The sequence below is a fragment of the Idiomarina sp. genome (assembly GCF_019431395.1).
Lineage (GTDB): Bacteria > Pseudomonadota > Gammaproteobacteria > Enterobacterales > Alteromonadaceae > Idiomarina.
Map to the genome: position 1 here is coordinate 1,710,598 of NZ_CP080268.1, position 25,737 is coordinate 1,736,334.

At 47.7% G+C, this 25,737-nt stretch carries 26 protein-coding genes and 1 pseudogene; 16 read left to right on the top strand and 11 right to left on the bottom strand.

All coding sequences use genetic code 11. From position 1 onward, the window contains the following. Positions 1 to 55 precede the first annotated feature (55 nt). Positions 56 to 1,810, bottom strand: coding sequence for a TIGR03545 family protein (locus KZ771_RS08360; protein ID WP_290652867.1), 1,755 nt, complete (start codon positions 1,808 to 1,810; stop codon positions 56 to 58). A 2-nt stretch (positions 1,811 to 1,812) separates the two neighbouring features. Next, positions 1,813 to 2,319 carry a TIGR03546 family protein gene (locus KZ771_RS08365; protein WP_133538957.1) on the bottom strand — a complete coding sequence of 169 codons (507 nt, stop codon included), beginning with the start codon at positions 2,317 to 2,319 and terminating at the stop codon, positions 1,813 to 1,815. A 77-nt stretch (positions 2,320 to 2,396) separates the two neighbouring features. On the opposite strand from KZ771_RS08365, the gene KZ771_RS08370 reads away from it, so the two are divergent. Both KZ771_RS08370 and KZ771_RS08375 read left to right on the top strand, forming a co-directional pair. Then, complete coding sequence (locus KZ771_RS08370) at positions 2,397 to 3,857, top strand: RimK family protein (protein WP_290652870.1); 1,461 nt, start codon at positions 2,397 to 2,399, stop codon at positions 3,855 to 3,857. Then, on the top strand, positions 3,847 to 4,314 hold the full coding sequence (locus KZ771_RS08375; RefSeq protein ID WP_290652872.1) for an N-acetyltransferase: 468 nt from the start codon (positions 3,847 to 3,849) through the stop codon (positions 4,312 to 4,314). Before KZ771_RS08370 ends, KZ771_RS08375 begins: the two co-directional genes overlap by 11 nt. Here KZ771_RS08375 and glpQ read toward each other — a convergent pair. Both glpQ and KZ771_RS08385 read right to left on the bottom strand, forming a co-directional pair. After that, on the bottom strand, positions 4,289 to 5,332 hold the full coding sequence (gene glpQ, locus KZ771_RS08380) for a glycerophosphodiester phosphodiesterase (RefSeq protein WP_290652874.1): 1,044 nt from the start codon (positions 5,330 to 5,332) through the stop codon (positions 4,289 to 4,291). The genes KZ771_RS08375 and glpQ overlap by 26 nt on opposite strands. 12 nt (positions 5,333 to 5,344) lie before the next feature. Next, positions 5,345 to 6,412, bottom strand: a pseudogene (locus tag KZ771_RS08385) (cysteine synthase A). Positions 6,413 to 6,650: 238 nt separating this feature from the next. Between KZ771_RS08385 and KZ771_RS08390 the strand changes: the two are divergent. From KZ771_RS08390 to KZ771_RS08405, 4 genes are all read left to right on the top strand, one after another. Then, positions 6,651 to 6,989: a P-II family nitrogen regulator gene (locus KZ771_RS08390; protein ID WP_133538961.1), complete on the top strand. Its 339-nt coding sequence runs from the start codon at positions 6,651 to 6,653 to the stop codon at positions 6,987 to 6,989. A gap of 10 nt (positions 6,990 to 6,999) precedes the next feature. Beyond that, a complete protein-coding gene (amt, locus tag KZ771_RS08395; protein WP_290652877.1) occupies positions 7,000 to 8,169 on the top strand; it encodes an ammonium transporter in 1,170 nt (389 codons plus the stop codon). 136 nt (positions 8,170 to 8,305) lie between these two features. Further along, the gene (locus tag KZ771_RS08400) at positions 8,306 to 9,115 is read left to right on the top strand and encodes a class I SAM-dependent methyltransferase (protein ID WP_290652879.1); all 810 of its coding nucleotides are present in this window, start codon (positions 8,306 to 8,308) and stop codon (positions 9,113 to 9,115) included. Continuing rightward, positions 9,018 to 9,425 carry a class I SAM-dependent methyltransferase gene (locus KZ771_RS08405; RefSeq protein WP_290652881.1) on the top strand — a complete coding sequence of 136 codons (408 nt, stop codon included), beginning with the start codon at positions 9,018 to 9,020 and terminating at the stop codon, positions 9,423 to 9,425. Before KZ771_RS08400 ends, KZ771_RS08405 begins: the two co-directional genes overlap by 98 nt. 2 nt (positions 9,426 to 9,427) lie before the next feature. On the opposite strand, the gene KZ771_RS08410 is transcribed toward KZ771_RS08405, so the two are convergent. Continuing rightward, positions 9,428 to 10,483, bottom strand: coding sequence for an AI-2E family transporter (locus tag KZ771_RS08410; RefSeq protein ID WP_290652883.1), 1,056 nt, complete (start codon positions 10,481 to 10,483; stop codon positions 9,428 to 9,430). 133 nt (positions 10,484 to 10,616) lie between these two features. On the opposite strand from KZ771_RS08410, the gene KZ771_RS08415 reads away from it, so the two are divergent. From KZ771_RS08415 to KZ771_RS08430, 4 genes are all read left to right on the top strand, one after another. Then, positions 10,617 to 12,305, top strand: a complete 1,689-nt coding sequence (locus KZ771_RS08415; RefSeq protein ID WP_290652884.1) for an EAL domain-containing protein — start codon at positions 10,617 to 10,619, stop codon at positions 12,303 to 12,305. Next, positions 12,302 to 13,387, top strand: a complete 1,086-nt coding sequence (locus KZ771_RS08420; protein WP_290652886.1) for a PAS domain-containing protein — start codon at positions 12,302 to 12,304, stop codon at positions 13,385 to 13,387. The genes KZ771_RS08415 and KZ771_RS08420 overlap by 4 nt, the downstream gene beginning before the upstream one ends. A gap of 12 nt (positions 13,388 to 13,399) precedes the next feature. Further along, the gene (locus KZ771_RS08425) at positions 13,400 to 14,512 is read left to right on the top strand and encodes a GGDEF domain-containing phosphodiesterase (RefSeq protein ID WP_290654830.1); all 1,113 of its coding nucleotides are present in this window, start codon (positions 13,400 to 13,402) and stop codon (positions 14,510 to 14,512) included. A 70-nt stretch (positions 14,513 to 14,582) separates the two neighbouring features. After that, positions 14,583 to 14,897 (top strand): metalloregulator ArsR/SmtB family transcription factor, encoded by a 315-nt coding sequence (locus KZ771_RS08430; protein WP_290654831.1) that lies wholly within the window; start codon positions 14,583 to 14,585, stop codon positions 14,895 to 14,897. Positions 14,898 to 15,070: 173 nt separating this feature from the next. On the opposite strand, the gene KZ771_RS08435 is transcribed toward KZ771_RS08430, so the two are convergent. From KZ771_RS08435 to KZ771_RS08445, 3 genes are read right to left on the bottom strand one after another with little or no spacing between them, the layout of a single operon-like run. Next, the gene (locus tag KZ771_RS08435) at positions 15,071 to 15,634 is read right to left on the bottom strand and encodes a gamma-glutamylcyclotransferase (RefSeq protein WP_290652888.1); all 564 of its coding nucleotides are present in this window, start codon (positions 15,632 to 15,634) and stop codon (positions 15,071 to 15,073) included. Between the two features lie 25 nt (positions 15,635 to 15,659). Continuing rightward, positions 15,660 to 16,199 (bottom strand): hypothetical protein, encoded by a 540-nt coding sequence (locus tag KZ771_RS08440; protein ID WP_290652890.1) that lies wholly within the window; start codon positions 16,197 to 16,199, stop codon positions 15,660 to 15,662. Beyond that, on the bottom strand, positions 16,183 to 17,226 hold the full coding sequence (locus tag KZ771_RS08445; RefSeq protein ID WP_290652892.1) for a methyl-accepting chemotaxis protein: 1,044 nt from the start codon (positions 17,224 to 17,226) through the stop codon (positions 16,183 to 16,185). The genes KZ771_RS08440 and KZ771_RS08445 overlap by 17 nt, the downstream gene beginning before the upstream one ends. Positions 17,227 to 17,388: 162 nt before the next feature. On the opposite strand from KZ771_RS08445, the gene KZ771_RS08450 reads away from it, so the two are divergent. Genes KZ771_RS08450 through yghU form a run of 5 tightly spaced genes read left to right on the top strand, consistent with a single transcriptional unit; the run spans position 17,389 to position 22,107 of the window. Next, positions 17,389 to 17,883: an Mpo1-like protein gene (locus KZ771_RS08450; RefSeq protein ID WP_290573443.1), complete on the top strand. Its 495-nt coding sequence runs from the start codon at positions 17,389 to 17,391 to the stop codon at positions 17,881 to 17,883. Beyond that, positions 17,880 to 19,145: a mechanosensitive ion channel family protein gene (locus KZ771_RS08455; protein ID WP_290652894.1), complete on the top strand. Its 1,266-nt coding sequence runs from the start codon at positions 17,880 to 17,882 to the stop codon at positions 19,143 to 19,145. Before KZ771_RS08450 ends, KZ771_RS08455 begins: the two co-directional genes overlap by 4 nt. Before the next feature lie 40 nt (positions 19,146 to 19,185). Further along, positions 19,186 to 20,004 (top strand): alpha/beta hydrolase, encoded by an 819-nt coding sequence (locus KZ771_RS08460; protein WP_290573441.1) that lies wholly within the window; start codon positions 19,186 to 19,188, stop codon positions 20,002 to 20,004. Beyond that, a complete protein-coding gene (gene kynU, locus KZ771_RS08465; RefSeq protein ID WP_290573450.1) occupies positions 20,000 to 21,241 on the top strand; it encodes a kynureninase in 1,242 nt (413 codons plus the stop codon). Before KZ771_RS08460 ends, kynU begins: the two co-directional genes overlap by 5 nt. 26 nt (positions 21,242 to 21,267) lie before the next feature. Next, positions 21,268 to 22,107, top strand: a complete 840-nt coding sequence (gene yghU, locus KZ771_RS08470) for a glutathione-dependent disulfide-bond oxidoreductase (protein WP_290573440.1) — start codon at positions 21,268 to 21,270, stop codon at positions 22,105 to 22,107. On the opposite strand, the gene KZ771_RS08475 is transcribed toward yghU, so the two are convergent. The 3 genes from KZ771_RS08475 to KZ771_RS08485 form a co-directional block, all read right to left on the bottom strand. Further along, positions 22,104 to 22,856 (bottom strand): sulfite exporter TauE/SafE family protein, encoded by a 753-nt coding sequence (locus KZ771_RS08475; RefSeq protein ID WP_290573439.1) that lies wholly within the window; start codon positions 22,854 to 22,856, stop codon positions 22,104 to 22,106. The two genes, yghU and KZ771_RS08475, sit on opposite strands and share 4 nt — an antisense overlap. A gap of 148 nt (positions 22,857 to 23,004) precedes the next feature. Beyond that, positions 23,005 to 23,634 (bottom strand): peroxiredoxin, encoded by a 630-nt coding sequence (locus tag KZ771_RS08480; RefSeq protein WP_133538974.1) that lies wholly within the window; start codon positions 23,632 to 23,634, stop codon positions 23,005 to 23,007. A gap of 42 nt (positions 23,635 to 23,676) precedes the next feature. Then, entirely contained in the window at positions 23,677 to 24,573 is an 897-nt protein-coding gene (locus KZ771_RS08485; RefSeq protein WP_290573438.1) for an MBL fold metallo-hydrolase, read from the bottom strand. 270 nt (positions 24,574 to 24,843) lie between these two features. On the opposite strand from KZ771_RS08485, the gene KZ771_RS08490 reads away from it, so the two are divergent. After that, positions 24,844 to 25,737 carry an MBL fold metallo-hydrolase gene (locus KZ771_RS08490; RefSeq protein WP_290573437.1) on the top strand — a complete coding sequence of 298 codons (894 nt, stop codon included), beginning with the start codon at positions 24,844 to 24,846 and terminating at the stop codon, positions 25,735 to 25,737.

Genomic DNA, 25,737 nt, shown 5'->3' on the forward strand with positions numbered 1-25,737 from the left:
GTCAATCGCCCGCCCTTATTGGCCCGTACGGCCCCCCTCGCGCAGGATGCGCGAGCTACGAGTTGCCGAAGAGGCGGTCTTTGAGTTTGTCTTTTAGGTTGTCTTCGATTTTGGATTTTAACAGTTCTTCCAGCTGTTGGTTGAAGTCGCCGGCCTGGCTGTTGAGTTGCGTAATATTTTGTAGCAACTCGGTGTTGGGGCCTAGCTGTTGTTCAACTTTGGCGGTCAGGTCGGCTTTTATTTCGTTCAGCTTGCCTTGTGCTTCTGCCATGGCGGTGTCACCCAGCAGTTTGCCGAGCTGTTGGTCCAGGTCGGAGTTTAAGCTTAAGCTTGGGCTTAGGATATCGCCGGCAATTTCGGTATTAATGTCCAGCCGGTTCAATTGCTTTAATGCAGCGGCGATGGCATTGGTAATTTTACTGCTACCCTGCGCCAGCATCTCTAAATCCAGCATGCGAATAATGGCTTCACCATCAAGTTGGTTGCCACGCACTAACACGGTACCGTCGCTGTCGAGCAGCGCTGACGCGATTGACGCGGTCAGCTCGTCGCTTTCGCTCAGACCCAGGCTTTTCAGGTTAGCGCCTTTTAACTGCCATTGTTGCTTGGCATCAATGCCCGACTCCAGTAACGACAGTTCACCATTCAGGTTAAACGCGTTCCACAGATCACTGTTATCTACCCGCGCCTGGTAGGTTGTTGGCTGACCGAGTAAATTGTGTTGATGAGTAATGTTCTGCCAATCGATATTAACCGCTGTGCCTGCAATCAATACTTCGGTGCGGGCATTCTTAATCCAGAATTCAGGCGGTGCATCAGCTTCGACAAATGACAAGCTTTCGCCAGCGCCACGTGCCTTTTCTACTGTTTGCGAATTGGCTGAACGCGCTAGCATCGGTGCAAGTTGTTCGTATGCTAATAGTAAATACTCACTCCACTGACGTGCTTTATCACCCAATAGTAAGCCGGTAACATTTTGCAGGCCGGTTTCGTTTAACTGAAAGAAATTTTGGATTCGATCGATATCGTTACCCGGGGCATCTTTCACACGAGCTATTTGCGTCTTTACGACCTCGGCAGATTCGCTTAACTGCGCTCTAAAGCGTTCTATTGCGGCTTTATCTTCGCGAATAGCATCCTTCAACTGGTCGAGTTTTTTCTTGCGCGCGGCCACATCGCCTAAGCCCTCGACGTCACCCTCTGTAATTTCTTTAATCTGTTGCTGGTAGGCGGCGATTTTTTCTTTATCCGGTAACGCTGCTTTAGCGTCATTGAACTGAGTCCGCTGCTGCTCAATCTTCTGTTCCGCGTCCGCCAATACTTGATCGGTTTGCAGGCCAACTTGCTGAACGATTTCGTCGGTCGAGGGCAATGATACTTTCAATTGCTCCCAGTTTGCCGATGCCCAGTTTTTTACATCATCTTTTGACGGCGTGACATAAACCTCGCCTTCGCCTTGTTCACGCGGTTGATCAACTCTCACACCCAGTACGTCAAGCTGTTCGATATGAATACGTCCTAATAAAAGCTCGGCTGCAGATATGTCCGCGCTGAAGCTTTCCAACTGTACCTGGTTGTGAGTCGGCTTGGCGGCGTCTGTCGCCTGAACGCCATAGGCTCTGAGCGTCAGCGGTGACCACTCATGCTCAACACGCGCTATGTTGACTTCCGCACCATTGACGCGGCCAAGTCCATATTCCATCGACACTTTTAAAATCGCGTCTAAAAACAGCCACGATACAATTACTAATAACGCGACGATGCCACCAAATACGGCCAACCCCGGCCAACGAATTACACTGCGCTTCATCACTACCCCCGTAAATCCGTGTACAGTTGCCAAAAGCGGCTGCCTCGCAACATTTGCACCACTTTTAATTTAAGCAAGGCTTTTTGAATGCGTTTGCGGTAATTATTGACCACAAAATATGTCACCACCGCAACAACTGGACTAATTAACAAGCTGAACACAAAACTTCCCATGGTAATGGTGTGGTAAAACTGACTTACCCGACCCACCGCCGTTGCGTACGCGGCCTCATAAATACCTTGCCAGCTTGATGCTTGCAAAATAGCTAAACCAAAATCGTGAAACATGGGATCGAGCAGGTAGGCAATACCCGAGAACAAGCCAAACGAGAGCAAAAACAGCGTCAGGTTGACCCGAAAAATTAATGCACCCAGTAAAATCACAAGGTTGTGTACTCGCCATAGCGGCGTTAGACCCAAAAACATACCCAGCACCATTGCCATAGCCAACGCCCAGGGACTGGTCTCTGAGTTCAGGGCCTTAAAAAGTTTGGCCAACAACGTCAACATACACAAAGCTCCTTGTCTTTATTTCCTTTTCTAATATAGTGTCGCTTAAGTCTCTCTCGCAACTAACTTTTCACTTTATGCAGCAACACGTTCACGTAGTGATCAATGATATCGACGACTGGCAACCCTATTACCCCAGCCAATCGTTGTTAACGGCTAACGAATATTTGAGTACGCAAAAAAGTAAAGCGCGCTCGCATATCGTCAACTTATGTAATGACCTCAGCTATTTGTCCACCGGCTACTATGTTAGCTTGCTGGGCGAGGCTCGTGGGCAACGTGTGCTGCCATCGGTAACCACGATCAATGACTTAAATAATTTTCGTCACTACCAGCTGTTGACGAATGTGCTGGATAAAACAGCGTCTAAGTATCTTCTTAACTATACCGATAATACGCTCGAATTGATCATTTGTTTTGGCGTCTCTCCCATTGCCGCCTTTGCTGGTTTTGCGCGACAATTATTCGAACGCTATCCCTGCCCGATTCTGCGGGTACAGTTGCGCCAAGAGAGCCGTTGGTATATTCACTCGCTAACCGCGGGGCAACTCAATCAACTATCCGATGAGCAACAAACATTTTTTGGCGATTCGCTCGACGCCTTTAATAAACGCGTGTGGCGAAAAGCTCGTGCCAAAAAGGAATACCGTTACGATTTAGCGATTCTTTATAACCCTGACGAAGCCATTCCAACCAGCGATAAAAAGGCACTAACACAGTTTATTAAAGCAGCGAAAGAGGCGGACATCGAGGCGGAACTGATAACAGCTGAGGATTACAGTCGTTTGTTGGAGTTTGATGCGCTATTTATTCGCGAAACTACGCGCATTAATCATTATACCTACCACTTTGCTAAAAAAGCCGAAGCGAATGGCATGGTCGTCATCGACCATCCCGAATCCATCGTGAAATGCGCTAACAAAGTGTTCTTAAAAGAACTGTTAGAACAGCATAATGTCGGTATGCCTAAAACCGAACTGCTGCTAAGTGGTACGTCCCTTGATTATGCCGCGTTAGGCGAGTCGCTGGGTTATCCCGTTGTGCTAAAAATTCCGGATGGTTCGTTTTCGATTGGTGTCGAGAAAGCCGATAACGCTGAAGAGTTTGAGCAGGTAGCCAATAAGCTCTTTGAACAGTCGACTATTTTGCTGGCACAAGAGTTTCTTAAAACCGATTATGACTGGCGTATTGGTGTACTTAACAACCGTCCGATATACGCTTGCCAATACTTTATGGCACGCAACCATTGGCAGATTTATAACCATAAAGAGTCGTCAGCGCGTGCCAAGAGTGGTTCGTTTGAGACTTTTGGGGTTCATCAGGCCCCCAAAGACGTGGTTAAAGTCGCTTTGCAGGCAACCCGGCTGATTGGCGATGGCTTATATGGGGTTGATGTAAAAATTACCCGCGATGGTCCAGTGATTATCGAGATTAATGATAATCCATCAATTGAGTCGGGCGTCGAGGATAAGCATTTAGGCTACGAACTTTACCGCCTTATCATGGCAGATTTCGGACGTCGACTGGATGAGCAATAACCCGACCATCAGACGCGCAACAGCCGATGATCTGGATAGCCTGGTGCGGCTTGAACAAAGAACTTTTGATTACAGCCGCATTAGCCGTCGTAACTTTAGGCGACTGATGCAATCCCCGTCTGCACATTTTTGGGTTGTCATTGAGCAACAAAATGTCATTGCTTATGCCATTGCATTAAGCCGCAGCAACAGCCGTTACTGGCGTGTGTACTCGTTAGCTGTAGATATGCATCATCGCGGCAGGGGTTTAGCACGAGCGATGTTAGAACACGTTATTATTGAAGCTAAAAAGGCGCAGTGTCGCGGACTATCACTGGAAGTGAAGTCAGATAACCGCGCCGCTATTGCGCTGTACCAACATTATCACTTTGAGACCATCGACTTGCTACCCGGCTATTACGATGACGGCACCGATGGTCTTAAAATGCGTGTTACTTTTGGTCTGGAAAATCACTAAAGGCGCCAACTGCACCTGCTTTTTTTAGCCATTCACGCAATTGCTTATGGGAGCTTACGCCGTCGGGCAAATCGTCAGCGCGCAAGGTATATACGAACACCGGTAATTTAGCGCGACTGGCATCATCCAAAATACCACTCCACTGCGGCTCACCGTCTTTTACACCGACCAACACGTGATCTAACCATACCCCAATAGCGTCGGCATAAGCGGACAACGATTCCAGCCCAGCGTATGTTTTCATCGCATCATAGTCAACATCGCTCTGGTTCCAGCTATTGTCTGCTATTAGCTGAACCAACGGATAGTTAACGTGAAACTCTCGCTTCAAGCGCCGCAATGTCTCTGGATTAAACGATTGCAGATAAATAGGCGTCGGCAAAGCATCATCTTTATAACCCGCCTCTTCTAATACCCGCATTGTTGACGCTGTAATATCGTAGTCTTGTTGGTGGTACCAACGTGGTGCTTTTATTTCGACGTACACGCCGGTGTTAGTATCTCTGACCCGGTTCATCTCCTGAATCAGACTCAGGTTCTCTGCTAACGTTTGAATTTTAAAGGTTATGTCAGATGCACTGAATCGTTCGGGATAAACACGCTCACCCGACTCGTTATGGCGAGCCGTCAAGGTCAGTTTTTGCAAGTGGTTTAAAGTAAAGTCAACAACGTAGTAGCGGCCATCGGGACGATGGCGATCAGGGAAAACCTCTGCCACATTCGAAATCGCATCAAGGTAAATATCGTGTAATACAACCGGAATGCCATCACGACTTAACTGCACGTCTTGTTCAATGTAATCGGCACCCAGCGCATGCGCCATCACGGTAGCCTCACGACTATGCTCCGGCAAGTAACCCGAGGCTCCACGGTGTGCCACATCAACAAAATCAGGTACCGAGAGTGTCTTTAATGAACCGACTTCGGCAGCTGCATCCATCGATTGCGTGCTGGCGGCAACACTCTGCGCAGCCACCAACAAAAACGAAAAAACACCGACTACTAACTTGAGCCGCATTAGCCTCACCTTTTATTTACCGCGCGCTGCTTGCCCGCGCCAATGTGTTGATATGAGTTTATCACCCAAGTTGCCATAGCGCTCGAGCAATTGTTCGATTGGCTCAGGCTGTGGGTCAAGACCACGGCCTTTTAAATAGGCTTCATTGTACAGCTTACTCGCTGATCGTTCGCCTAGATCACAGGCAAAGGTAACAATGCGCTGGCCTTTGCCTTTATGCAACGCTGCAGCCAGTGCCGCGGCAACATTTAATGCTGAACTACTGCCCAACAACAATGCCATCCTGCTCCCGCAAGTAGCGTGACAAGGTAACCAAGTCCTGGTCCGGCAAATTAACGGCATGATCAATCTTTGCCTGATTAAAGTTTTCGACTAACCGCATTATGCCGATTCCTTCGGTCATAGAGCCGCCTTCAGATACATAGTCACCTGACTTTAAGAACTCGAATATACCGGAGCCGTCCGGGTCAGCCAGCCATACATCAACGTTTTCATCCTGCTCTTTAAAAAACATCGAGTTGCCGCCGATGGTCCCACCGGTACCTGCAACCGATACAAAGGTATCGATTCGACCCTCCATCTGTTGCCAGATTTCAGGGCCAGTATGCAAGTAATGGGCACGTGCATTACTAGTGTTTTCAAACTGATTCGCCCACCAGTAATCGTCACGTTCTTCGGCTATACGGCGAGCTGTGTGATAAAAATGATTTTCGTTTTTAAACGGCACCGGGTCGACAGCCATCAGCTCGCCACCATGTAAGGCGATCATGCGTTCCTTTTCCGGTGATTGGTCATTCGGCATAACAGCTAGCATATTCAAGCCGAAAGACTTTGCCACCAGCGCCAAGCCAATACCTGTATTACCCGCGTTCCCTCAACTACGGTCATACCCGGACGCAATTCGCCGCGTTCAAAAGCGTCTTCGATGAGCTGCTTAGCGGCACGATCTTTAATCGACCCGCCCGGATTTTGAAATTCACACTTTAAGAAAATATCACTACCGGTAAGCTTGGATAGCGACGGAATTTTTACCAGATCAGTTTGCCCAATCAAGTCACTCATGCGCTGACCTACTAACATTGGCACCCTCTCACGTTGATATGTTCATTCAATATAGTATCTCGTCACTCTGTTATTGGTTCAACTAACTTTGCGTTATAAGCCATGCACATCTGCGGTGCAACTGCACCGCAGGATGCACCAGCTCGGTTCCGGGTAAATTCAGAAAATCACAATAATCTATTATTTTTCAAAGCATTATAGTTTGGCACGACAATTGTAAAGCTAGTCATCGTTAGTCCATATCCAGGAGACAACAATGAAAATGGTCGTTGCATTAATTAAACCTTTTAAACTCGATGACGTGCGTCGCGCACTGGCCGATATCGGCTGCACCGGCATGACAATATCCGAAGCGCGTGGATTTGGCCGGCAAAAGGGGCATACCGAACTATACCGCGGAGCCGAATACCAAATCGACTTTTTACCCAAGATCCGCATTGAGATCGCGGTCGCTAATGACATGGAGGAGCGCGTAACCGAGGCGATAGCTGAACATGCTCATACCGGCAACATTGGCGACGGCAAAGTATTTGTTTGGGAACTGACACACTGTACCCGCATTCGCACCGGCGAAACTGATCAGCAAGCGCTGTAAGGAGCAGATAATGGAATCAACTAACCTGGCTTTTGCCCTTGATACATTTTACCTGTTAATATCCGGTGCCTTAGTTATGTGGATGGCCGCAGGCTTTGCCATGTTGGAAGCCGGGCTGGTAAGGGCTAAGAATACCACTGAGATTTTAACTAAAAATATCACCCTCTATGCACTGGCTTGTGTCTGTTATTTACTCATCGGCTATCAGCTCATGTACGGCGAGGGCGGTTCCGATACCTATGCTGACGCCGCGGACTTTTTCTTTCAAAGTGTTTTTGTGGCAACCGCTCTTTCTATTGTTTCCGGTGCGGTTGCTGAGCGCATGAAGCTCATCAGTTTCTTGCTGTTTAGCATCGTCCTGGCCGCCTTTCTTTATCCGGTGCAGGGTGCATGGAGTTGGGGCGGAGGCTTTTTATCCGCATGGGGATTCGTTGACTTTGCCGGTTCGGGCATTGTTCACTTAGCCGGCGCCGCTGCTGCGCTAGCTGGTGTTATTGTGTTGGGCCCACGCCGCGGTAAATACAAAGACGGCAAACCGCAGGCCTTTCCCGGTGCCAATATGCCACTGGCTGCATTAGGCACCTTTATCTTGTGGTTTGGCTGGTTTGGTTTTAATGGCGGCTCACAGTTGCAATTAAGCGGAGCAGGTAATGCTGATGCCATTGCGCTGATTTTTGTAAACACGAATATTGCGGCGGCGGCCGGTACCTTAGGCGCACTGCTATTGACCAAACTAACAGCCAAAAAAGCCGACCTTACCATGATCCTAAATGGTGCGTTGGCCGGTTTAGTGGCGATAACCGCGCAACCTGCCACACCATCCCCTGAACTCGCGGCCGTTTTCGGTTTCGTTGCGGGCTTAATCGTCGTGGTATCAATTCTAATGTTTGACAAGCTACGCATTGACGACCCTGTCGGCGCATTGTCGGTACACGGTGTTGGTGGCATTTTCGGTTTGCTGATTGTTCCGCTCAGTGACAGCACAGCAACCTTTAGCGGGCAACTCAGCGGAGCCGCGGTTATCTTCGCCTGGATGTTTTTTACCAGCCTGGCCGTGTGGTGGATTCTGCACAAAATTATCGGCATTCGTGTTTCGAAGGAACAGGAGTACCAAGGTGCTGACAGCGTCGACTGTGGCGTTGAAGCCTATCCCGAATTTGTTCGCTCAAGTCCACGGTAATTGCCGACATAATTGCCGACATAATTGCGCCCATAAGGCTGAGCGTTGTCATAAGTTGTACATCCTGTTAGCGTATTCCTGTTGAATGCGCTAATTTTTTAACCATAACAACAACATTCTCAAAAAAGGGAATCACATGGCAACCTCGAGAGCTTATGTGGAAGAGCTGTTAGCTAGCGCCGATATCCGTATCAATGGCGAACGCCCCTGGGATATGCAGGTGCATGATGAAAGCGTTTTTGATCAGGCACTCTCGCGGGGCAATCTAGGCCTGGGAGAATCCTATATGGCAGGGCTTTGGGACGTTGCAAAGCTGGACCAGTTTTTTCACCGGCTGCTTCGTTCGGGGGTTCAACACGAAGTTAATCCGGCGCGGCTGATATTTCACTCCCTAAAAGCGCGTATGTTTAACTTACAGGACAGCAAGCGAGCCTGGGAAGTAGGCCAGCACCATTACGACATCGGTAATCAGCTTTATCAACACATGCTGGATCCACGTATGGTTTACACCTGCGGCTACTGGCGCCACAGCGATAACCTGAATGACGCGCAGCGGGATAAATTAGAGCTATGCTGCCAAAAGCTCGGCCTAAAGCCCGGCATGCGGGTATTGGATATAGGCTGTGGCTGGGGCAGTTTTATGCAATATGCAGCCGAGAATTACCAGGTCGAATGTGTTGGCGTAACCATATCTAAAGAGCAGGTTGCATTGGGGCAACAGCGGTGTAAAGGGTTACCGGTTGAATTCAGGTTGCAAGATTATCGGGACCTGGACGAACGCGCTTCGCCGTATCATCATCAGCCTGGGTATGTTCGAACATGTTGGACAAAAAAACTACGACGACTACATGACCGTCGCCCAACGCTGCCTCAAAGAGGATGGGTTATTTTTACTACACTCCATCGGCAAGAATGTATCCGATACTGCCGCCGACCCCTGGATTAGTCGTTATATATTCCCTAACGGCGAGATCCCCTCTATCGCACAAATTGGGCAGGCTATTGAAGAGCGATTTGTATGCGAAGATTTGCATAATTTCGGCGCTGACTATGACAGGACATTAATGGCCTGGTTTGCCAACTTTGACCAGGCCTGGCCGGAAATCAAAGGCGATTTTGACGATAACTTCTACCGCATGTGGACTTACTACCTGCTGTCCTGCGCAGGCGCATTCCGCGCCCGCGATATCCAGCTATGGCAGTGGGTGTTATCACCGCAAGGCCTTGAGGGGGGGTACGAACGGCCGTTTTACTGAATTTAACCTGACTGCCCGTCAACGTTAAATTCACGCATAAAAATGTCCCAAAACGCCATAAACAGGGCCGCTACCAGCGGCCCAATCACGAACCCTGTGATACCAAACAGTGACAGTCCGCCGAGGGTTGAAAATAAAACAATATAATCAGGTAGTTTGGTATCGCGGCCCACCAGCAGTGGACGCAAAATATTATCGGCTAAGCCAATAACCACCGCACCGTATGCGATCAATACGATACCTTCCCACACACTACCCGTAGCCAACAAATAAACAGCTACCGGCAACCAAACGATGCCGGCACCAACGGCTGGGATAAGCGATAAAAACGCCATCACCACACCCCAAAGCAATGCCCCCGGAATACCGAGGATCGCAAATATTATACCGCCCAGTGCGCCCTGCACCATAGCGACAACAATATTGCCTTTTACCGTGGCCCGGGTTACCTCTGCGAACTTGCCAAACAATTCGCGTTCACGTTGATCTCCCAGCGGTAACGCTCGCACCATTAAATTAATCAATAAATGCCCGTCACGTAGTAAAAAGAACACCAGGTAAATCATTAACGCAACGCTCACCACAAAACTAAAGGTGTTCTGCCCCACCGTCAGCGCTTGTTCTGCCAGTGTGCGGCTGGCACTTACCGCGAACTCAGAAATTTTCTGGCGCAGGTTATCGGTTTCTATACCGAGTTTTTCCAGTAACTCCGGAATAAACGGAAAGGCCGTCTCTATCTGCTGAATAAACTGACCGGGGCGAATCTCCCCCGAATCTACTTTCTGATAAAACTGAACGCCTTCCTGAATAAAGGAATAGGCGATGCCCAACACCGGTATCACCACAATCACAACGGCAATGAGCAATGTTAACAACGCGTTCCGGTTGGGCTTGTCGCCCAAAGAGTGTTGTAACTTACGTTGTAGCGGATAAAAAATAACCGCCACCGCGCAAGCCCAGAAAATCGACATCCAGAAAGGTTTAAGCACCCATAAAAACGCGATGCTTACCAGCAGTAGCATAATGATAAATGAACGCGTTTCTAGCTTGTCTTTCATTAAAGTTTCCTTTAAAACGTACGTTATACTGTTGTAATTATGATATTACGCATACTAAATACTTGACATAAAGCAACTAAATTAACACTCTGTAACCGTATATAGCACAAAAAGGTTAGTCTACTTAACAACAATGACCAAACCCAACGATCCATACAGCTTTGCGGCCTGGTGCCGCGAGAGCCTTGTTGACTTTACCAAGTTAAACGCTGAAAAACAGGTGTTTATTGGTTTTGTGTTGGCTATTGTTGTCGCTGCGTGCGTAAAACTTATCGAGACAACAACGGGCTTACCCAGTGTCTACGAACACCTTATTTATGTGCCACTATTTTTTGCCGGGCTATTACTCGGGCCTCGTATTGGCGCCCTCGGCGGATTTGTGTGCGGAGTTGCTTTAAGTCCTCTATCATTCGCCGATGCCGCATTTGCCGACAGCGAAATTAGTACCGGTTGGCTACTGAGATTATTATTGTTGACCTTAATGCCATTAATTGCCGGTCTTATAGCGAATTCCGTTAAAGACCTGGTGGCATTGGAGAAAAAAGCCAAACATACCTACCAGGGTACTGAGCTACCCAATATGGCAGCCTTTGTTGAGCAACTCAAATCCATAGGTAACGAAGAAGACGCCGATACCAAAGATTTAGTCGACATATTTAACTTTAAGCTGCAAAACATGGAGCGTATCCAGCATCAAATAGGTACTGAACGAACCGAAAAGCTAATGCGCCAGTTAGCAGAACAACTACGCAATATTATCGGTAAGTCAGCTCACATTGGGCAAACTTCTAATAACGAACTGGTGGGTGTCAGTACTGACACGCAGCACTCTCACAAAGAACTCGAACAAAAGCTAAAAAAGTTACTCGAGCGCCCTATTGTCATTGATGGTGTACCGTATCAACTTGATAGCGCAACCGGTGTTCTACGCACCAGTCGCGGGCAAGTCAAAGAAAAAGCAGAGCAAGTTGTCGAGCAGGCACAACACCATGCGTTCGAAGCCCGTGAACAAAATAAAAACTTTTCGTTTTTAGAGCAGGACGATGCCATAGAATCCATTTCGGATGTTTCGTTCTCACGGCAACTAACCGAAGCCATCGAAAGCAATGACATCCGCTTATATTACCAGCCAAGGCTTAACGCCAATACCGGCTATTTTTCGGTCTTAGAGGCCATTGTTAAATGGACCGATCCCAAGCGCGGTGATATGACGGCCGATGAATTCCGGCCTCTCATAGAAGAAGCAGCATTAACCGAACAATTTACGTCGTGGATGGTGAAAAAAGCCTTTGAAGATATTCGCGAATGGCAAAAGAATAGTTTTGTGGTGCGCGTTTCACTGCACATTACCTTAAATGATATCGTCGAACCCAACGTCCTGAACGCGGTCGCCCGGGAGCTGCAGGAATCAAAGTTCCCGCCACGAGACTTCAGCCTGGAAGTGAGTGAAAAGTCGTTGATGCGAATATCCGATAAAGCAAAACGTTATTTAGAAAAACTACGTGGTATTGGCGTGAACATTATTGCCGATCATTTTGGTGAAGGCGCTTCTACTATACAGTCCTTATTCGTTTTGCCCGTAGATGCGGTAAAACTATCAGAAGATTTGGTTAAAAAAGCAACATCTAACAGCGATAAAAAGCGCGCGTTGTCATCCATGGTTAAAATGGCACGCTCGCGTGGCCTAAAAACGATCGCGACAGGGGTGGATGACCGTAGTAAGTTATTACTATTAAAACAAATTGGTTGTGAGGAGTTACAAGGCGCTATTTTGAGTAAAGCACAGCCAAAAGACGAAATACCATGGGCACGAATACGATGAGCAAGCAGCACGACAAACCTTGGTACAAGCGGACTACGCTTCATGCTGTCGCATTGTATGTCATTTTAATTGTAGCGATGGAAGCTGTAATGCTTGCCCTATCTGAATGGGCTGGTTTATCCGAAGATGTTAGCTGGTGGTTACGCCATGCCCAGCCGTGGGTGGTAATTGTTTTATCACTCATCTTTATTGTCATATATGGTCGCTCCTGGCAAAAACACTACCGCAGACCCACTGACTTGCTCAGTGATTATCTGCAGAACAGCCCTACTATTCATTTTGAGTTACGTCGCGAGAACGATAATTTTCGGGTCCACTGGGTTAGTAAAAATGCAGAAAAGCTTTTAGGTTACTCTATAGATGAAATTAAAGCGTCAAACTGGTGGTTCAATCATTTACATACGGCCGACCGCAATGCGGTAGTTAAAAAAGCAATTCGCGGCGTCGAAGAACCTGAATTTCTTTACGAATACCGCTTTCAACATGCCGATGGCCATTACATCTGGATCCGCGATCAAATCCGTCAGGACGACGACTCCGGCAAGCGCATAAAAGGCTCCTGGCTAAATATTTCGACGGAATTTAATTCCCCTGCCGACTCTCCCAATACTGAGATCAGCCAACATTTTATGATTGGCCAGGCGGAGTTAGATAACGAAAGACGCGTCAGCCACATTGATAAACATTTTGAGAAAATCATCGGCCTGAGTAACGACGAAGTCAAAGGTACACGGCTGGAGGATATTCTCACCCCGGTTCATTCTCAGAAAAGCGCCGCATTTGAACCAGGCGAAACCTTTGCTGTTGTAGGTCGACGCAAGGATTTCACTCGTTTTAAAGCACAACTTATTGTAAAACAGTGTGACAAAACCGACCGCTTAATTGCCTGTCTGGCCGACCTCTCTCATATCGAGCAACAATATCACCAGCTTGTGCAAGAGGCTTATCACGACGAAACAACGGGCTTACCCAACCTTCGTAACTTACATGAGAGCTTTAATGAGTTGATCAACAGCTTACCTGATGATCGCCTTGCCGCGTTGGTCACCATTAACATCAACCAGTTTTATCAGCTTACCTAACGCTATGGTGGGCTGGTTGGCGCTCAGGCATTGCAACGCATAGCCCGCCGCTTAAAAGAGGCCTTGCCTTTTGGCAGTAAACTTTACTCAGCCGGTAACGATGAGTTTATTGTGTTGATTAATAACATCACTGAATACATTGATGTTCAGGTTATTAGCGATAAGTTACTCTCAGTCTTCGAACAAAAATTAGTTATTAATCAGGATGCACAGTTTCACTTAACCTGCAGCGCAGGTGCCAGTATCTATCCACTGGATGGTTATGATAGTGAGCAACTGGTCACTCAGTCCAGAGCGGCTATGTTAGCCGCTCGCCATGGTCACGCCAGTAATGCAGTCATTTTTCAGCAGGATGTCGAGCAGCCATCACATACACAATTGCAATTGGCCGAAGATATTCAGTCAGCCTTACAAAAACAACAACTCGAAATGTTTTACCAGCCTATCCTGGACGATCAGCGCCGCGTTGTCGCCGCCGAAGCGCTGTTGCGCTGGCATCATCCAGAGTTCGGTTTATTGAGTGCCGGTGAATTCCTGCGCCATGCTGAGCATGGCAACGCCTTAACTGAAATCGGTTTTTGGGTATTGTCATCGGTATGCAACCAATTAGCGCAATGGCAAGATGACAATTCGCCCATCAAACGGGTGTCCATAAATTTATCAACTTCACAGCTGTCCAGCCAGTTGAGCAGTGAGTTTGCGCGTCAACTAGCCGATAATCCCGAGTTAAAAGGTGGATTGGCGATAGAGGTGTCAGAAGGCGCGCTTAATGAAGCTGATGAGGCCATCAACGGTACCATTCAGCAATTATCACAGCTCGGTATCGCAGTGATAATTGACGACTTTGGTACCGGCTTTTCTAGTTTAAACTACTTAGCCGATTACCCCATTGATACCGTAAAAATCGATCGTAGCTTAGTGCGAAGCCTGACCGATAATGAACGCACGCAACGCATTGTGGCGGCAATGATTAAAATTGCAAAAGAAGCCGGTGTCGAGGTTATCGCCGAAGGTATCGAGAATGAAAGGCAGTTGGAACTGATACTACAACTTGGCTGTCAGAAGTGGCAGGGTCATTTAATTCATCCCGCAAAACCTGTCGGTGAACTAATTAACCTCGACTAATATCCCCTGTTAAGTACAACATTTGTTATTATTAATGGGAACGATTCTAACTTAAGAGATAAAAGTGACTATGAACCCGGAAGTGATGAGAGCCTCATCCGCTCAGGCGGCGCGAGTGATGCAACTGTTGTCGCACCCTGACCGGTTATTAATTTTATGCTTACTGAGCGAAGGTGAGTTTACTGTAGGTGAAATTGAGCAACGTTTAGAGCTGCATCAGCCCATGCTCTCGCAGCACTTAAATCGTCTGCGTCAACAGGACTTGGTTAGTACTCGACGTGAAGGTAAGTATATTCATTACCAGCTGGCTGATCCGCGTACTGCAGAAATCATGAATTTACTTTACCGATTATACTGTCAAAACTCAGCGGCCATCGAGTCCTAGCATGAGCGATGACAATCAAAACCACGATAGAGAGCGTATTTATCAGGTTTCGACTAATCGTGGCCGTGCATCACATAAACTTCGCTATGTGGAAGCTTCTGCGCCCGCAGAGGGTGACTGCCGTATGTGTATAGGCTCTATAGCAGATCGGCCTAGTTCGCAAAACAATGCTCCTACAACAGAGGTTCAAGATGACGACGAATCGCCTCGACGTGAGGATCAATAATCCCCAGCTCTGCTAAACCATCAGAAAGCTTAAGCAAATACTCTGCGTTATGGCCGCTAGGCCCTTCAGAATGAGCAATGTGATGCGCAATGTCGGCCTCATCAGCATCCCCTAAAAATGCCGCATTTTCCTCTGTAGCAATATAAACAAGTCCCTGTTCATGCGTGCCATCAGTAAATGTCATGGGGGTAAAAAAACGCAGATAGCCGTTTTTTTCCCGATGGTCGAGATGTGCAAAGACATCCGGGCTCACTTTATATGCCATTCCAGTACAACGTTCACCCGGCGTTTTAATTAAGGTTAGCACGCGTCCAGGATTTTCAGGCGTGCCACGATGATCATGTGAGCCTTGCCAAAAGCGACGACTCCAACCTTCTATAGAAGCAGGTTGGCGTTCAAGATATGGAAAATCTACTTTATAAATTAATGACCCGTAGCCAAACAGCCAAACGGAATCATGCTGACTTAAATCCTGACGTTGTCTATTGATCGCAGTCGTGTCATGCGGCATACAGCTTTCTCGCTTGTTGGCATCGTTATGCAGGCCTATAGCCTACCCGAAAACCTCCCCAATGTTTACCCTCAACATAAATCGGAACGGAAAGGTCATGCATGACTTCACCTGTGTCGCGTTTATAAGTCTGCAATAGCAATTTCTGTGTATGGGCACCACAGCGGCTACCCGTTGGGTCATCAAAAATACGACGTGAACGATTACCCACTAAGTCTTGCTCATAATCACCGGTTAAAGGCTGATTAAAACGATCATTGTGGCGTGCAACATAGCCATTGGGATCCGTGGTAATCGCATAGATAAGATCACTATTCTGACCGAGCACTGGCTCTTGAATGGGCGGTAGGTGTTGTGCCAGATATGCCGTATATGCGGTTTCATACTTTGCCGGAGAGACGCCCTCGACTGGCTGATAATTGCGATCAAATAGCTGCTCGCGGGTTAATTCATTGCGCGCCAGCGCATTCTCAAAACAAACTTCAATTTGATCAGCAGCCGCACGTGCAAGACGGAAGATTTCACCATGTTCGGTACCATCATTTTCGTCAACCAAGTAGCCCAAATAATTGCTCTGACTGCTGCTCTAATTGTTTTGCCTGCTTTTCTACTTGTCCCAGCTGTTGCTTGCGTGTACTGAGGTCGTTTAACGCATGTAGCACATTATCAGCGTTCGCTTGCATCAATTCACGGTTATTGGTCGATAAACTAGCCATCGTTGCCACTTTTTCACTAGCATCTGATGACTGCTCCGCGAGCTGCTGTAGTTGCTCCGATAACTGTTCACTACTAGCCGCCTGCACGCTAATATCCTCGGCCAATTGTCGAATACTTGTTACCGCCGCCGATGTACGTGTACGAATACTAGCAACCAGTTCAGATACTTCTACAGTGGCTGTGCCCGTTCGTCCCGCGAGCGTTCTTACCTCGTCGGCAACCACCGCGAAGCCGCGCCCATGTTCTCCCGCTCGAGCCGACTCAATTGATGCATTTAATGCCAGCAGATTGGTTTGTTCTGCAATGCTTTCAATCACATCCGTAACCTTAGCAATTTTATCAGCGGTTTGTTGCAGCTCGTCTAGCGTAGCCGCAGCTTCGCGATTTTGTTCCACGATCTTCGTAATGCCATTTGCTAATTGCTGCATAGACAACTTGCCACGTTCGCTAATGGTCTTGGTTTGCTCCGTGGTAGCAGCAACCGAATCCGTCGCCAGGTTAATTTGTTCTGCCTGCTGTTGCGCTTGATTAGCAGACGCTGCTGACTCATCTAATCGCTCATTGACCGCACTAATCACTTTTACCAGGTCACTAATTGCAAAACTCAGCTCAGCGGTGGCAATCGCGTTAGAGCCGGAGTTTTCAGTGACGTAACGTAAGGTCTCATCGAGCGGCTGTGTATCCTGAGCAGACGTAGCCGACGTCTGTATTTGTTGTTGCCGACGCAGTAGTACAAACATCGAGCTCAGTAATAACGCGATTAACATCGCATTTATGAACATAATTAAAACTGATTCCTGAAACAGAAGTGGCAACAACACCAACCCAACAGCACTGGCAACGGCTACTATCCAAACCATATAGCGCGTACTCAATGGTCTAACTCCTCAACGCTAAAATTATCTACCTGGCTATGATTCGCGCAAAAAACATACAAAGTAAACCCGACGATAGTCGTAATAGCCGTATTAATTGACACACGACAAAGGACATTGCACTCTTTACACAATTAACTCTAGCTGCGGACGGAGCAAGCCATGAGCAACAAAACCGTTGCTGAACATTTAGCCCAATACGGCGATTACCATCGTGACCGCCGTAATATCATGACCCACTTAGTCGGCATACCGATGATCGTTATAGCCATTTTGACGTTACTCAGCCGTCCCGAGTTCTCAGTGGCCTATCTGTTGCTGACGCCGGCCAACCTTGTGGTTTTTGCCGCTGTCATTTTCTATATTCGGTTAGACATAAAACTCGGTCTGTTGATGACTGTTCTGTTATGGCTCTGCCTAAGCCTGGGCCGTGACATTGCTGCGATGAGCACCCTAGCCTGGCTCAGCTGGGGAATCGGTTTATTTATTGTTGGCTGGATCTTTCAGTTTATTGGGCATTATTACGAAGGCCGTAAACCGGCATTTGTCGACGACATTATTGGCTTAGCGATTGGTCCGCTATTTGTTGTTGCTGAGGTGGTATTTATGCTGGGACTTCGTCCGGAACTGAAGCGTCAAGTTGAGCGACAACGATGAATTACCCTCAGTGGTTTACAGACTGGGCTGACCAACAGCCCTGGGTTTACACAATGGCTGCATTAGCTATCCTGATTATTGCGGTTTGGCTGTCGCAGTTTATTACTAAACACATCCTGCTGCGCGGGGTCAGCAAACTGCTGTCGCGTACCGAACTCGGCAGTGACCCAAGTGTCGGCTTAAAAATTATTGTTGGCCGCTTGGCACAAGTTGTTCCGGCCTTGATATTGTCAGCCGGTATCGCCTATGTCCCCGAGTTGCCCGAGTGGGTCGTTACCGTTATCCGTAACGTTGCCATAGCCTATATTGCATTAACTGTGGCTCGTGCCTTTAGCGCCGCGATGAGTAGCGTTAATGAAATCTACATGCGCCGCCCGGGATCTTACTTAAAGCCAATAAAAGGCTATTTGCAAATTGCTCAGATTATTGTGTATCTGATAGCTGCCATTCTGATCATTGCCGCGTTAATTGATAAGTCACCAGTCATTTTACTGTCCGGTATCGGTGCTATGGGTGCGGTAACACTGTTGGTATTTCAGGATACTATTCTATCTTTTGTTGCCAGCATTCAGCTCTCATCAAACGATATGATCCGCGTCGGTGACTGGATTGAGATGCCCCAGGTTAATGCCGACGGTGAAGTTATTGATATGGCGCTACACACCGTGCGCGTTCAGAACTGGGATAAAACCATTACCACCATCCCCACTAAGCGTCTGATATCTGACTCTTTTAAAAACTGGCGCGGCATGCAAGATGCGGGTGGCCGCCGTATAAAACGCTCGCTGTTTATCGATCAAACCAGTATCGATTTTCTCAACCAGGATAAACTCAACGAATTAAGCAAACTGGCGCTATTAAAAGACTACGTCAATACCAAACAAAGTGAGATTAACGACTGGAACCGTGAGCTTGTCAGTCAGGGCAAAGACACCATGAATGGTCGCCACATGACCAATATTGGTACCTTTAGAGCCTATGTTCAGAACTACCTGATACATCACCCTAAAGTTCATCAGGGCATGACCCTTATGGTACGTCAACTAAGCCCTACGCCACAGGGCCTGCCGCTGGAAATCTATTGTTTTACCAATGATATTCGGTGGGAATATTATGAAGGCATCCAGGCTGATATTTTTGACCACTTGTATGCCATATTACCGCGTTTTGGCCTGGCTGTGTTCCAGGAGCCCAGCGGCATTGACATCCGGAACTCTGTTGCGAAGTTAGCAAGTCGTAGCGTTGAGCCTGGTAAAGGTTAGTTGTATAGTTCCACGACTCTTTGTTGTAACAGGCGCATTCATGACAACTATCAAGTGGTACACTTTTTTTATTACCTTTGCGTTATTACTGATACCGCCAGCCGCGGCTGACCAAAACGTCAGTTTTAGCGCAGTGCTTGATCAACCTTTTAACGAGCCATCCGGTCAGCTTGTTTATGGCCATGACGAGAACCAAAAAGTCATGCACTGGACCGCCGCTGATGCCAAAGCTGACATTGTCTTTATTCATGGTGGTTGCTGGCTGTCTGCTTACGATATAAAGCACACTTACGCGATGAGTAGCGCGCTTAATGAGGCCGGCTATTCAGTTTATTCCATCGAATATCGCCGCACCGGCGATACTGGCGGCGGCTGGCCGACCACCTTTAATGATATTCAACGCGGTTTTTCTGAAGTTTTAACGCACCGGACTTCAAAGCGTCCGCTTGTCGTTATGGGTCACTCTGCCGGTGGACATTTGGGCTTATTATTAGCAAGCCGTGAAGACTTTAAGCAGCAAATCGATGGGATTATCGGCCTGGCTGCGATAACCGATATTAATGCCTATGCGCAAGGCAAGAACAGTTGTGAAAGTGTTACCGCTGATTTTATGGGTGGTACACCACAGCAACGTGCCGACGCATACCGGGATGCGAATCCCGTCAACTACCCGGCTCACAGCAATACTACTTTATTACAAGGCGATGCTGATCGCATTGTGGCGCCATCCTACGCTGCAAGGTTACCTCGGGCTGCGGTAAAAGTCGTACCCGAAGCAGGACACTTTGACTGGGTTCATCCCAATACCAAAGCCTTTACTACCTTGCTGGACACCCTGGAGCAGTTAACTAATGATTAAGCTCGACGAAATTAAAACGTTAGACAAGCAAGATCCGTTGCAGTCTTATCGTGAACAGTTTTCGTTACCTAAAAATACCATTTACCTTGATGGTAATTCACTAGGCGCCTTACCGACGCGCGTAAAGCAGCGCGTCAAAGCGGTTACCGAACAACAGTGGGGTGAAGACTTAATCAGTAGCTGGAATACCCATGACTGGGTCAGCTTACCGCAACAAGTCGGTGATAAGATTGCACCCGTCATTGGTGCCAACCCAGGCGACGTGATTTGCTGCGATTCGATTTCGGTTAATTTATTTAAATTACTGAGTGCTGCAGTCCAATTTAATGCCAGCAGGCAGCGCAATAAAATTATTTCCAGCAGTGATAACTTCCCCACAGACCTATACATTGCTCAGGGCCTGCAAGGCTTACTGGGTAGCGAGAAGTGTCACTTCGTTAATGTTGAAGAGGAACAGTTACTGAATCAAATCGACGACTCGGTTGCCATTGTATTGGTAACAGAAGTTAACTTTCGCAGCGGTAAACGACTGGACATTGCTGCACTAACGCGCAAGGCACACCAACACGGTGCATTAATTGTTGTCGATTTAGCCCACAGCGCCGGTGTTATGCCGATACACCTAAACGACTGGCAAGTGGATATGGCTGTTGGCTGCACTTACAAATACCTGAATGGCGGACCGGGAGCGCCAGCCTTTGTTTACGTCAACCGGGCTCTGCAAGGCCGGCTGCAACAACCTATCGCGGGTTGGTTTGGTCACCGTTCACCGTTCGAATTCAGCCCCCACTATGCGGCCGATACCGGAATCAAACAGTTTCTGGCCGGTACGCCATCTGTTATTTCTATGGCCGCAGTCGATGCTGCATTAGAACTGTTTGCCGATCTGGATCTACAATCGGTGCGTACTAAGTCGTTACAATTAGGGTCATTGTTTGACGAGCTCATTGAGCAACACGGCTTACAGGATAAATTACAGCGTCTGTCACCGACAGAACCAGAGCAGCGTGGCAGTCAGTTGAGCTATGCTTTTGATTACGCCTACGAGTTATGCCAGGCACTCATTGACCGTGGGGTGATTGCTGATTTTCGCGCGCCAAATTATATTCGCTTTGGCTTTGCACCACTGTATAACAGTTTTGCAGATATCTGGCATGCGGTGCAGGCGATTAATGATGTGATTGCTTCAGAAGCTTATAAAGAGCCGCGCTGGTCAAAGCGTCAGGCGGTAACCTAACGAATTAATCTAAAGTGGAGGTTTTAATGTCAACTAACGAATACCAGCCCCCAAAAGTTTGGACATGGGATCAAGAAAGCGGTGGTAAGTTCGCTAACATTAACCGACCGGTTGCCGGCGCAACCCACGATAAATCATTACCCGCAGGCGAACACCCTCACCAACTGTATTCGTTAGCAACGCCAAACGGCCAAAAGGTCACGATACTGTTTGAAGAGCTACTGGAAAAAGGCATTGCTGCTGCCGAATATGACGCCTACAGTGTGGATATTACTGAGGGGGAGCAATTCAGTAGTGGCTTTGTCGAGATTAATCCTAATTCTAAGATCCCCGCCTTACTGGACGTTTCAACAACGCCCGCAACACGCGTGTTTGAGTCAGGTTCAATACTGCTTTATCTGGCCGAAAAATTTGACGCCTTTATCCCCAACGAACCCAGCAAGCGTACCGAGTGTTTAAACTGGTTATTCTGGCAAATGGGAAGTGCGCCAATGCTAGGGGGTGGATTTGGGCATTTTTATGCCTACGCACCAGAGAAGCTGGAATATCCGATTAACCGTTACACTATGGAAGTTAAGCGACAACTAGACGTACTTGACCGGCAGCTCGCTAAACACGACTTTATCGCCGGCGACGAATACACCATTGCCGATATGGCCATCTTCCCATGGTACGGCGCTTTGGTACTGAACGAAGTTTATGACGCGGCTGAATTTTTACAGGCACATGAGTACAAAAATGTTATTGCCTGGGCCAACCGCATCAATGAACGCCCGGCGGTTAAACGTGGTCGCCGCGTAAACAAAGTGTGGGGCGATGAGAGCGAACAGTTGCGCGAACGCCACTCAGCTGCAGACTTTGATTAAATAACGGACTTGGCGATAACAAAGATGCCCATAGCCACCAGGAAAACTGCAAAGCCTTTTTGCAGTTTTTCTTTTGGCAATGAACGACCCAGTTTAGAGCCGAATACACTACCTAAAACACCACCAGCAATCATCAAGCCAATAATAAACCAATCAAACTGAACATCCTGAGCAGCCATCACCGCATAATATTTGAAGAACCCTGCAATGGACTTAATTACTATGATCAGCAAGCTGGTGCCAATCGCTACTGGCATTGACAAGCCGGCGAGTAGTACTAATGCAGGAACAATTAAAAAGCCACCGCCAACACCCACAAACCCCGTGATAACACCGACAATCAATCCCTCTAAGGTGACCTTGGCATAATTCATTTGCGGCTGCTGCTCAACAGGCCTAGGCTTGCTGCGCCACATCAACACCGCCGCCGCAATCATTAATAGTGAGAACACCAATAACTGCCAGCGACTATCAACTATCGTGCCCAACCAGGCGCCGCCGTAGGTGCCGATCATTCCCGGAATACCAAACACCCAGAAATGCTTCCAGCTAACCGTTTTGCGGCGAATATAAGAAATAGAACCAAACAGGCTGATACCCGCCACAATCAACAGCGATGATGCAATGGATACATCTGCAGGCATCTCGACCAAATACATCAACACCGGCACCGTCAATATCGAACCGCCCGAGCCAAATAGCCCTAATGACAGACCAATGATCACAGCCCCTAAAATGGCGAGTAACATAAATTACCTCATATTCCTTAATTGAATATCGTTATAACTATTTTAATTTATTTATTCGTTAATTGAAAGCATAAAAAAGGGCCACACCAGCTATATACCGGCGCAGCCCTATACCGCGAGCACAGCGAGCCTAAACCGGCCGCAGGCTCTATTTAATATCAGTCAAGCGCAAGTATGGGCGCAATGTTTCCCAGCCTTGTGGAAATTTAACTTTAGCATCATCATCCGAAACACTTGGACGAATGATCACAGGCTTCCCGGGCTCCCAATCTGCCGGGCAGGCAACTTCCTGGCTATCGGTTGTCTGCAGCGCATCGATTACCCGCAGGATTTCTGCAAAGTTACGACCCACGGTCATTGGGTAAGTCATGGTCAGACGAATTTTCATATCCGGATCGATGATGTATACCGAGCGAATCGCTGCGTTGTCGTCTTCATCCGGGTGGATCATGTCGTACAGTTCTGCCACTTTCTTGTCTTTGTCCGCTACGATAGGGAACTCAAGCACTGTGTTCTGTGTTTCGTTAACGTCCTTGATCCAGCCAAGGTGCTCTTCAACGGTATCAGTCGATAGGCCTAAAGGCTTAACGTTACGCTTTGCAAACTCAGGTGCCAACTGCGCAGTACGACCCATTTCAGTCGTACACACCGGGGTGTAGTCCGCAGGGTGGCTGAAGAAAAATGTCCATGAACCTTTCGCCCACTCATGAAAATCAATCGTGCCGGTGGTGGTTTCGATTTTAAAGTTTGGTGCGATAGTACCAATACGTAAACTCATAATGATTTCCTCTTGTATTGTATCAATGTAATTAATCAGTGATTAAAACTTATTGGCTGGAATCTTGAAGTAATGTTCTCCATCATTCTCAGCCGGTGGTAATTGCCCTGCGCGTAAATTAACTTGCAGTGCGTGTAACATTCTGTCCGGTAATGCCAGTGTCGCATCGCGTTCATCGCGAACCGAGCGGTACTGCTGCTCGCTCACATTACCTGACAGGTGAACATTGCTTTGCTTGTGTTGCGCCACGGTTGCTTCCCATTGTGCCTCGCGTCCGCCTTTGCCGTAATCATGTCCGACAAATAGACGGGTTTCGTCGGGCAGGCTCAAAATACGTTGCAACGAGTCCCACAAGTCTTTCGAAGACCCCCCCGGGAAGTCAGCCCGCGAGGTACCGCTGTCCGGATACATAAAGGTATCGTGGACAAATGCCGCATCACCGATAACATAGGTAATAGAGCCTAATGTGTGTCCCGGTGAGAGCCAGACATCTACCTCAATCTCACCAATCTTGAACGTGTCACCTTCTTTAAACAGATGGTCAAAATCCTTGGTCGGGTCAAACAGTCCCGGTACGTTGTAGTAGTCACTCCAAAGCTTTGCAATTTCGCAGGTCTTTTCGCCAATAGCGTTAGGAGCGCCGGTTTTTTCTTTCAAATACCCTGACGCCATTAAGTGATCCGCGTGAGGGTGAGTATCTAATACCCATTCGATGCTTAGGTCGTTATCCTTGGCAAGTTGTAACACCTCGTCAGCGCTCTCGTACGAACATTTGGCACTGCGTGGATCGAAATTCTGCACCACATCAATTAAAGCCGCTTTTTTAGTTTTGGGATCAGCGACAATATATTGCACTGACCCGGTATCTGCCTCGTAAATTCCCCAGACGTCCGGAGACTGAGGGCCTGTTGAAGGGCTTTTGCGAATAATGCTTGTCATAATGTAAGCCTCCTGGCAGTTGACTGCCGTTTGCAATTGCTTAATTGGTTATAAGCATATAACAAAATATTTCTTACGCAAGTGACAGAACCCTTTCGTTGGTCGATTACCATAATCGATTTTTGCGATGAAATAATTCGTTCTAATAGACTGTTTAGTTATAGCGTATTGCTATTTGATCCGGATCTATTTTTGGAGTAAGGTTACCTCAAGTTATATGCTTATTGCTTTTTGGTATATAAAGAAAATGTATTTTATGAGGTATTCACCATGTCAGTAGCCGTAACAAACACGAGTAGTATTGAACCGGTCGTCACGCATTTTTTCGACGAACCCACTAATACCTATAGCTACGTAGTGCAGGATCCGCAATCAAAGCATTGTGCCATTATCGACTCAGTACTCGATTTTGATTATGCTGCCGGCCGCACTAACACCGAGTCGGCCGAGGCTATTTTAGCCTTTATTAAAGAGCATGATTTAACCGTAGATTGGATTTTAGAAACCCACGTACACGCCGACCATTTATCAGCAGCGCCTTATTTGCAACAACAGACCGGAGCTAAACTAGGCATCGGCGAGCATATCAAAACGGTACAAGACACCTTTGGCAAAGCATTTAATGCCGGTACCGAATTTGCCCGTGACGGTAGCCAGTTTGATCAACTGTTTGCCGATGGCGATACATTTAATATTGGCAACATCGAAGCCCGGGTATTACACACCCCAGGGCACACGCCGGCGTGTTTAACCTATGTGATGGGTAATGCAGCCTTTGTTGGCGACACCTTGTTTATGCCGGACTTTGGCACAGCCCGTTGTGACTTCCCCGGCGGCGATGCCCGCACACTGTACCGCTCTATTCAAAAGGTATTCGCATTGCCAGATGAAACACGCTTGTTTATGTGTCACGACTATAAAGCGCCTGCTCGCGAGGACTATGCGTTCGAAACAACCGTTGCAGAAGAGAAGCAAAATAACATTCACGTTGGCGGTGGCAAAACCGAAGATGAGTTTGTAAAAATGCGTACCGAACGCGACGCGACACTGGCAATGCCGCGGCTAATCCTACCCTCGGTACAGGTCAATATGCGCGCAGGCGAAATGCCTGCGGCCGAGGATAACGGCCAGCGCTACCTTAAAATTCCACTTAATTTATTCTAA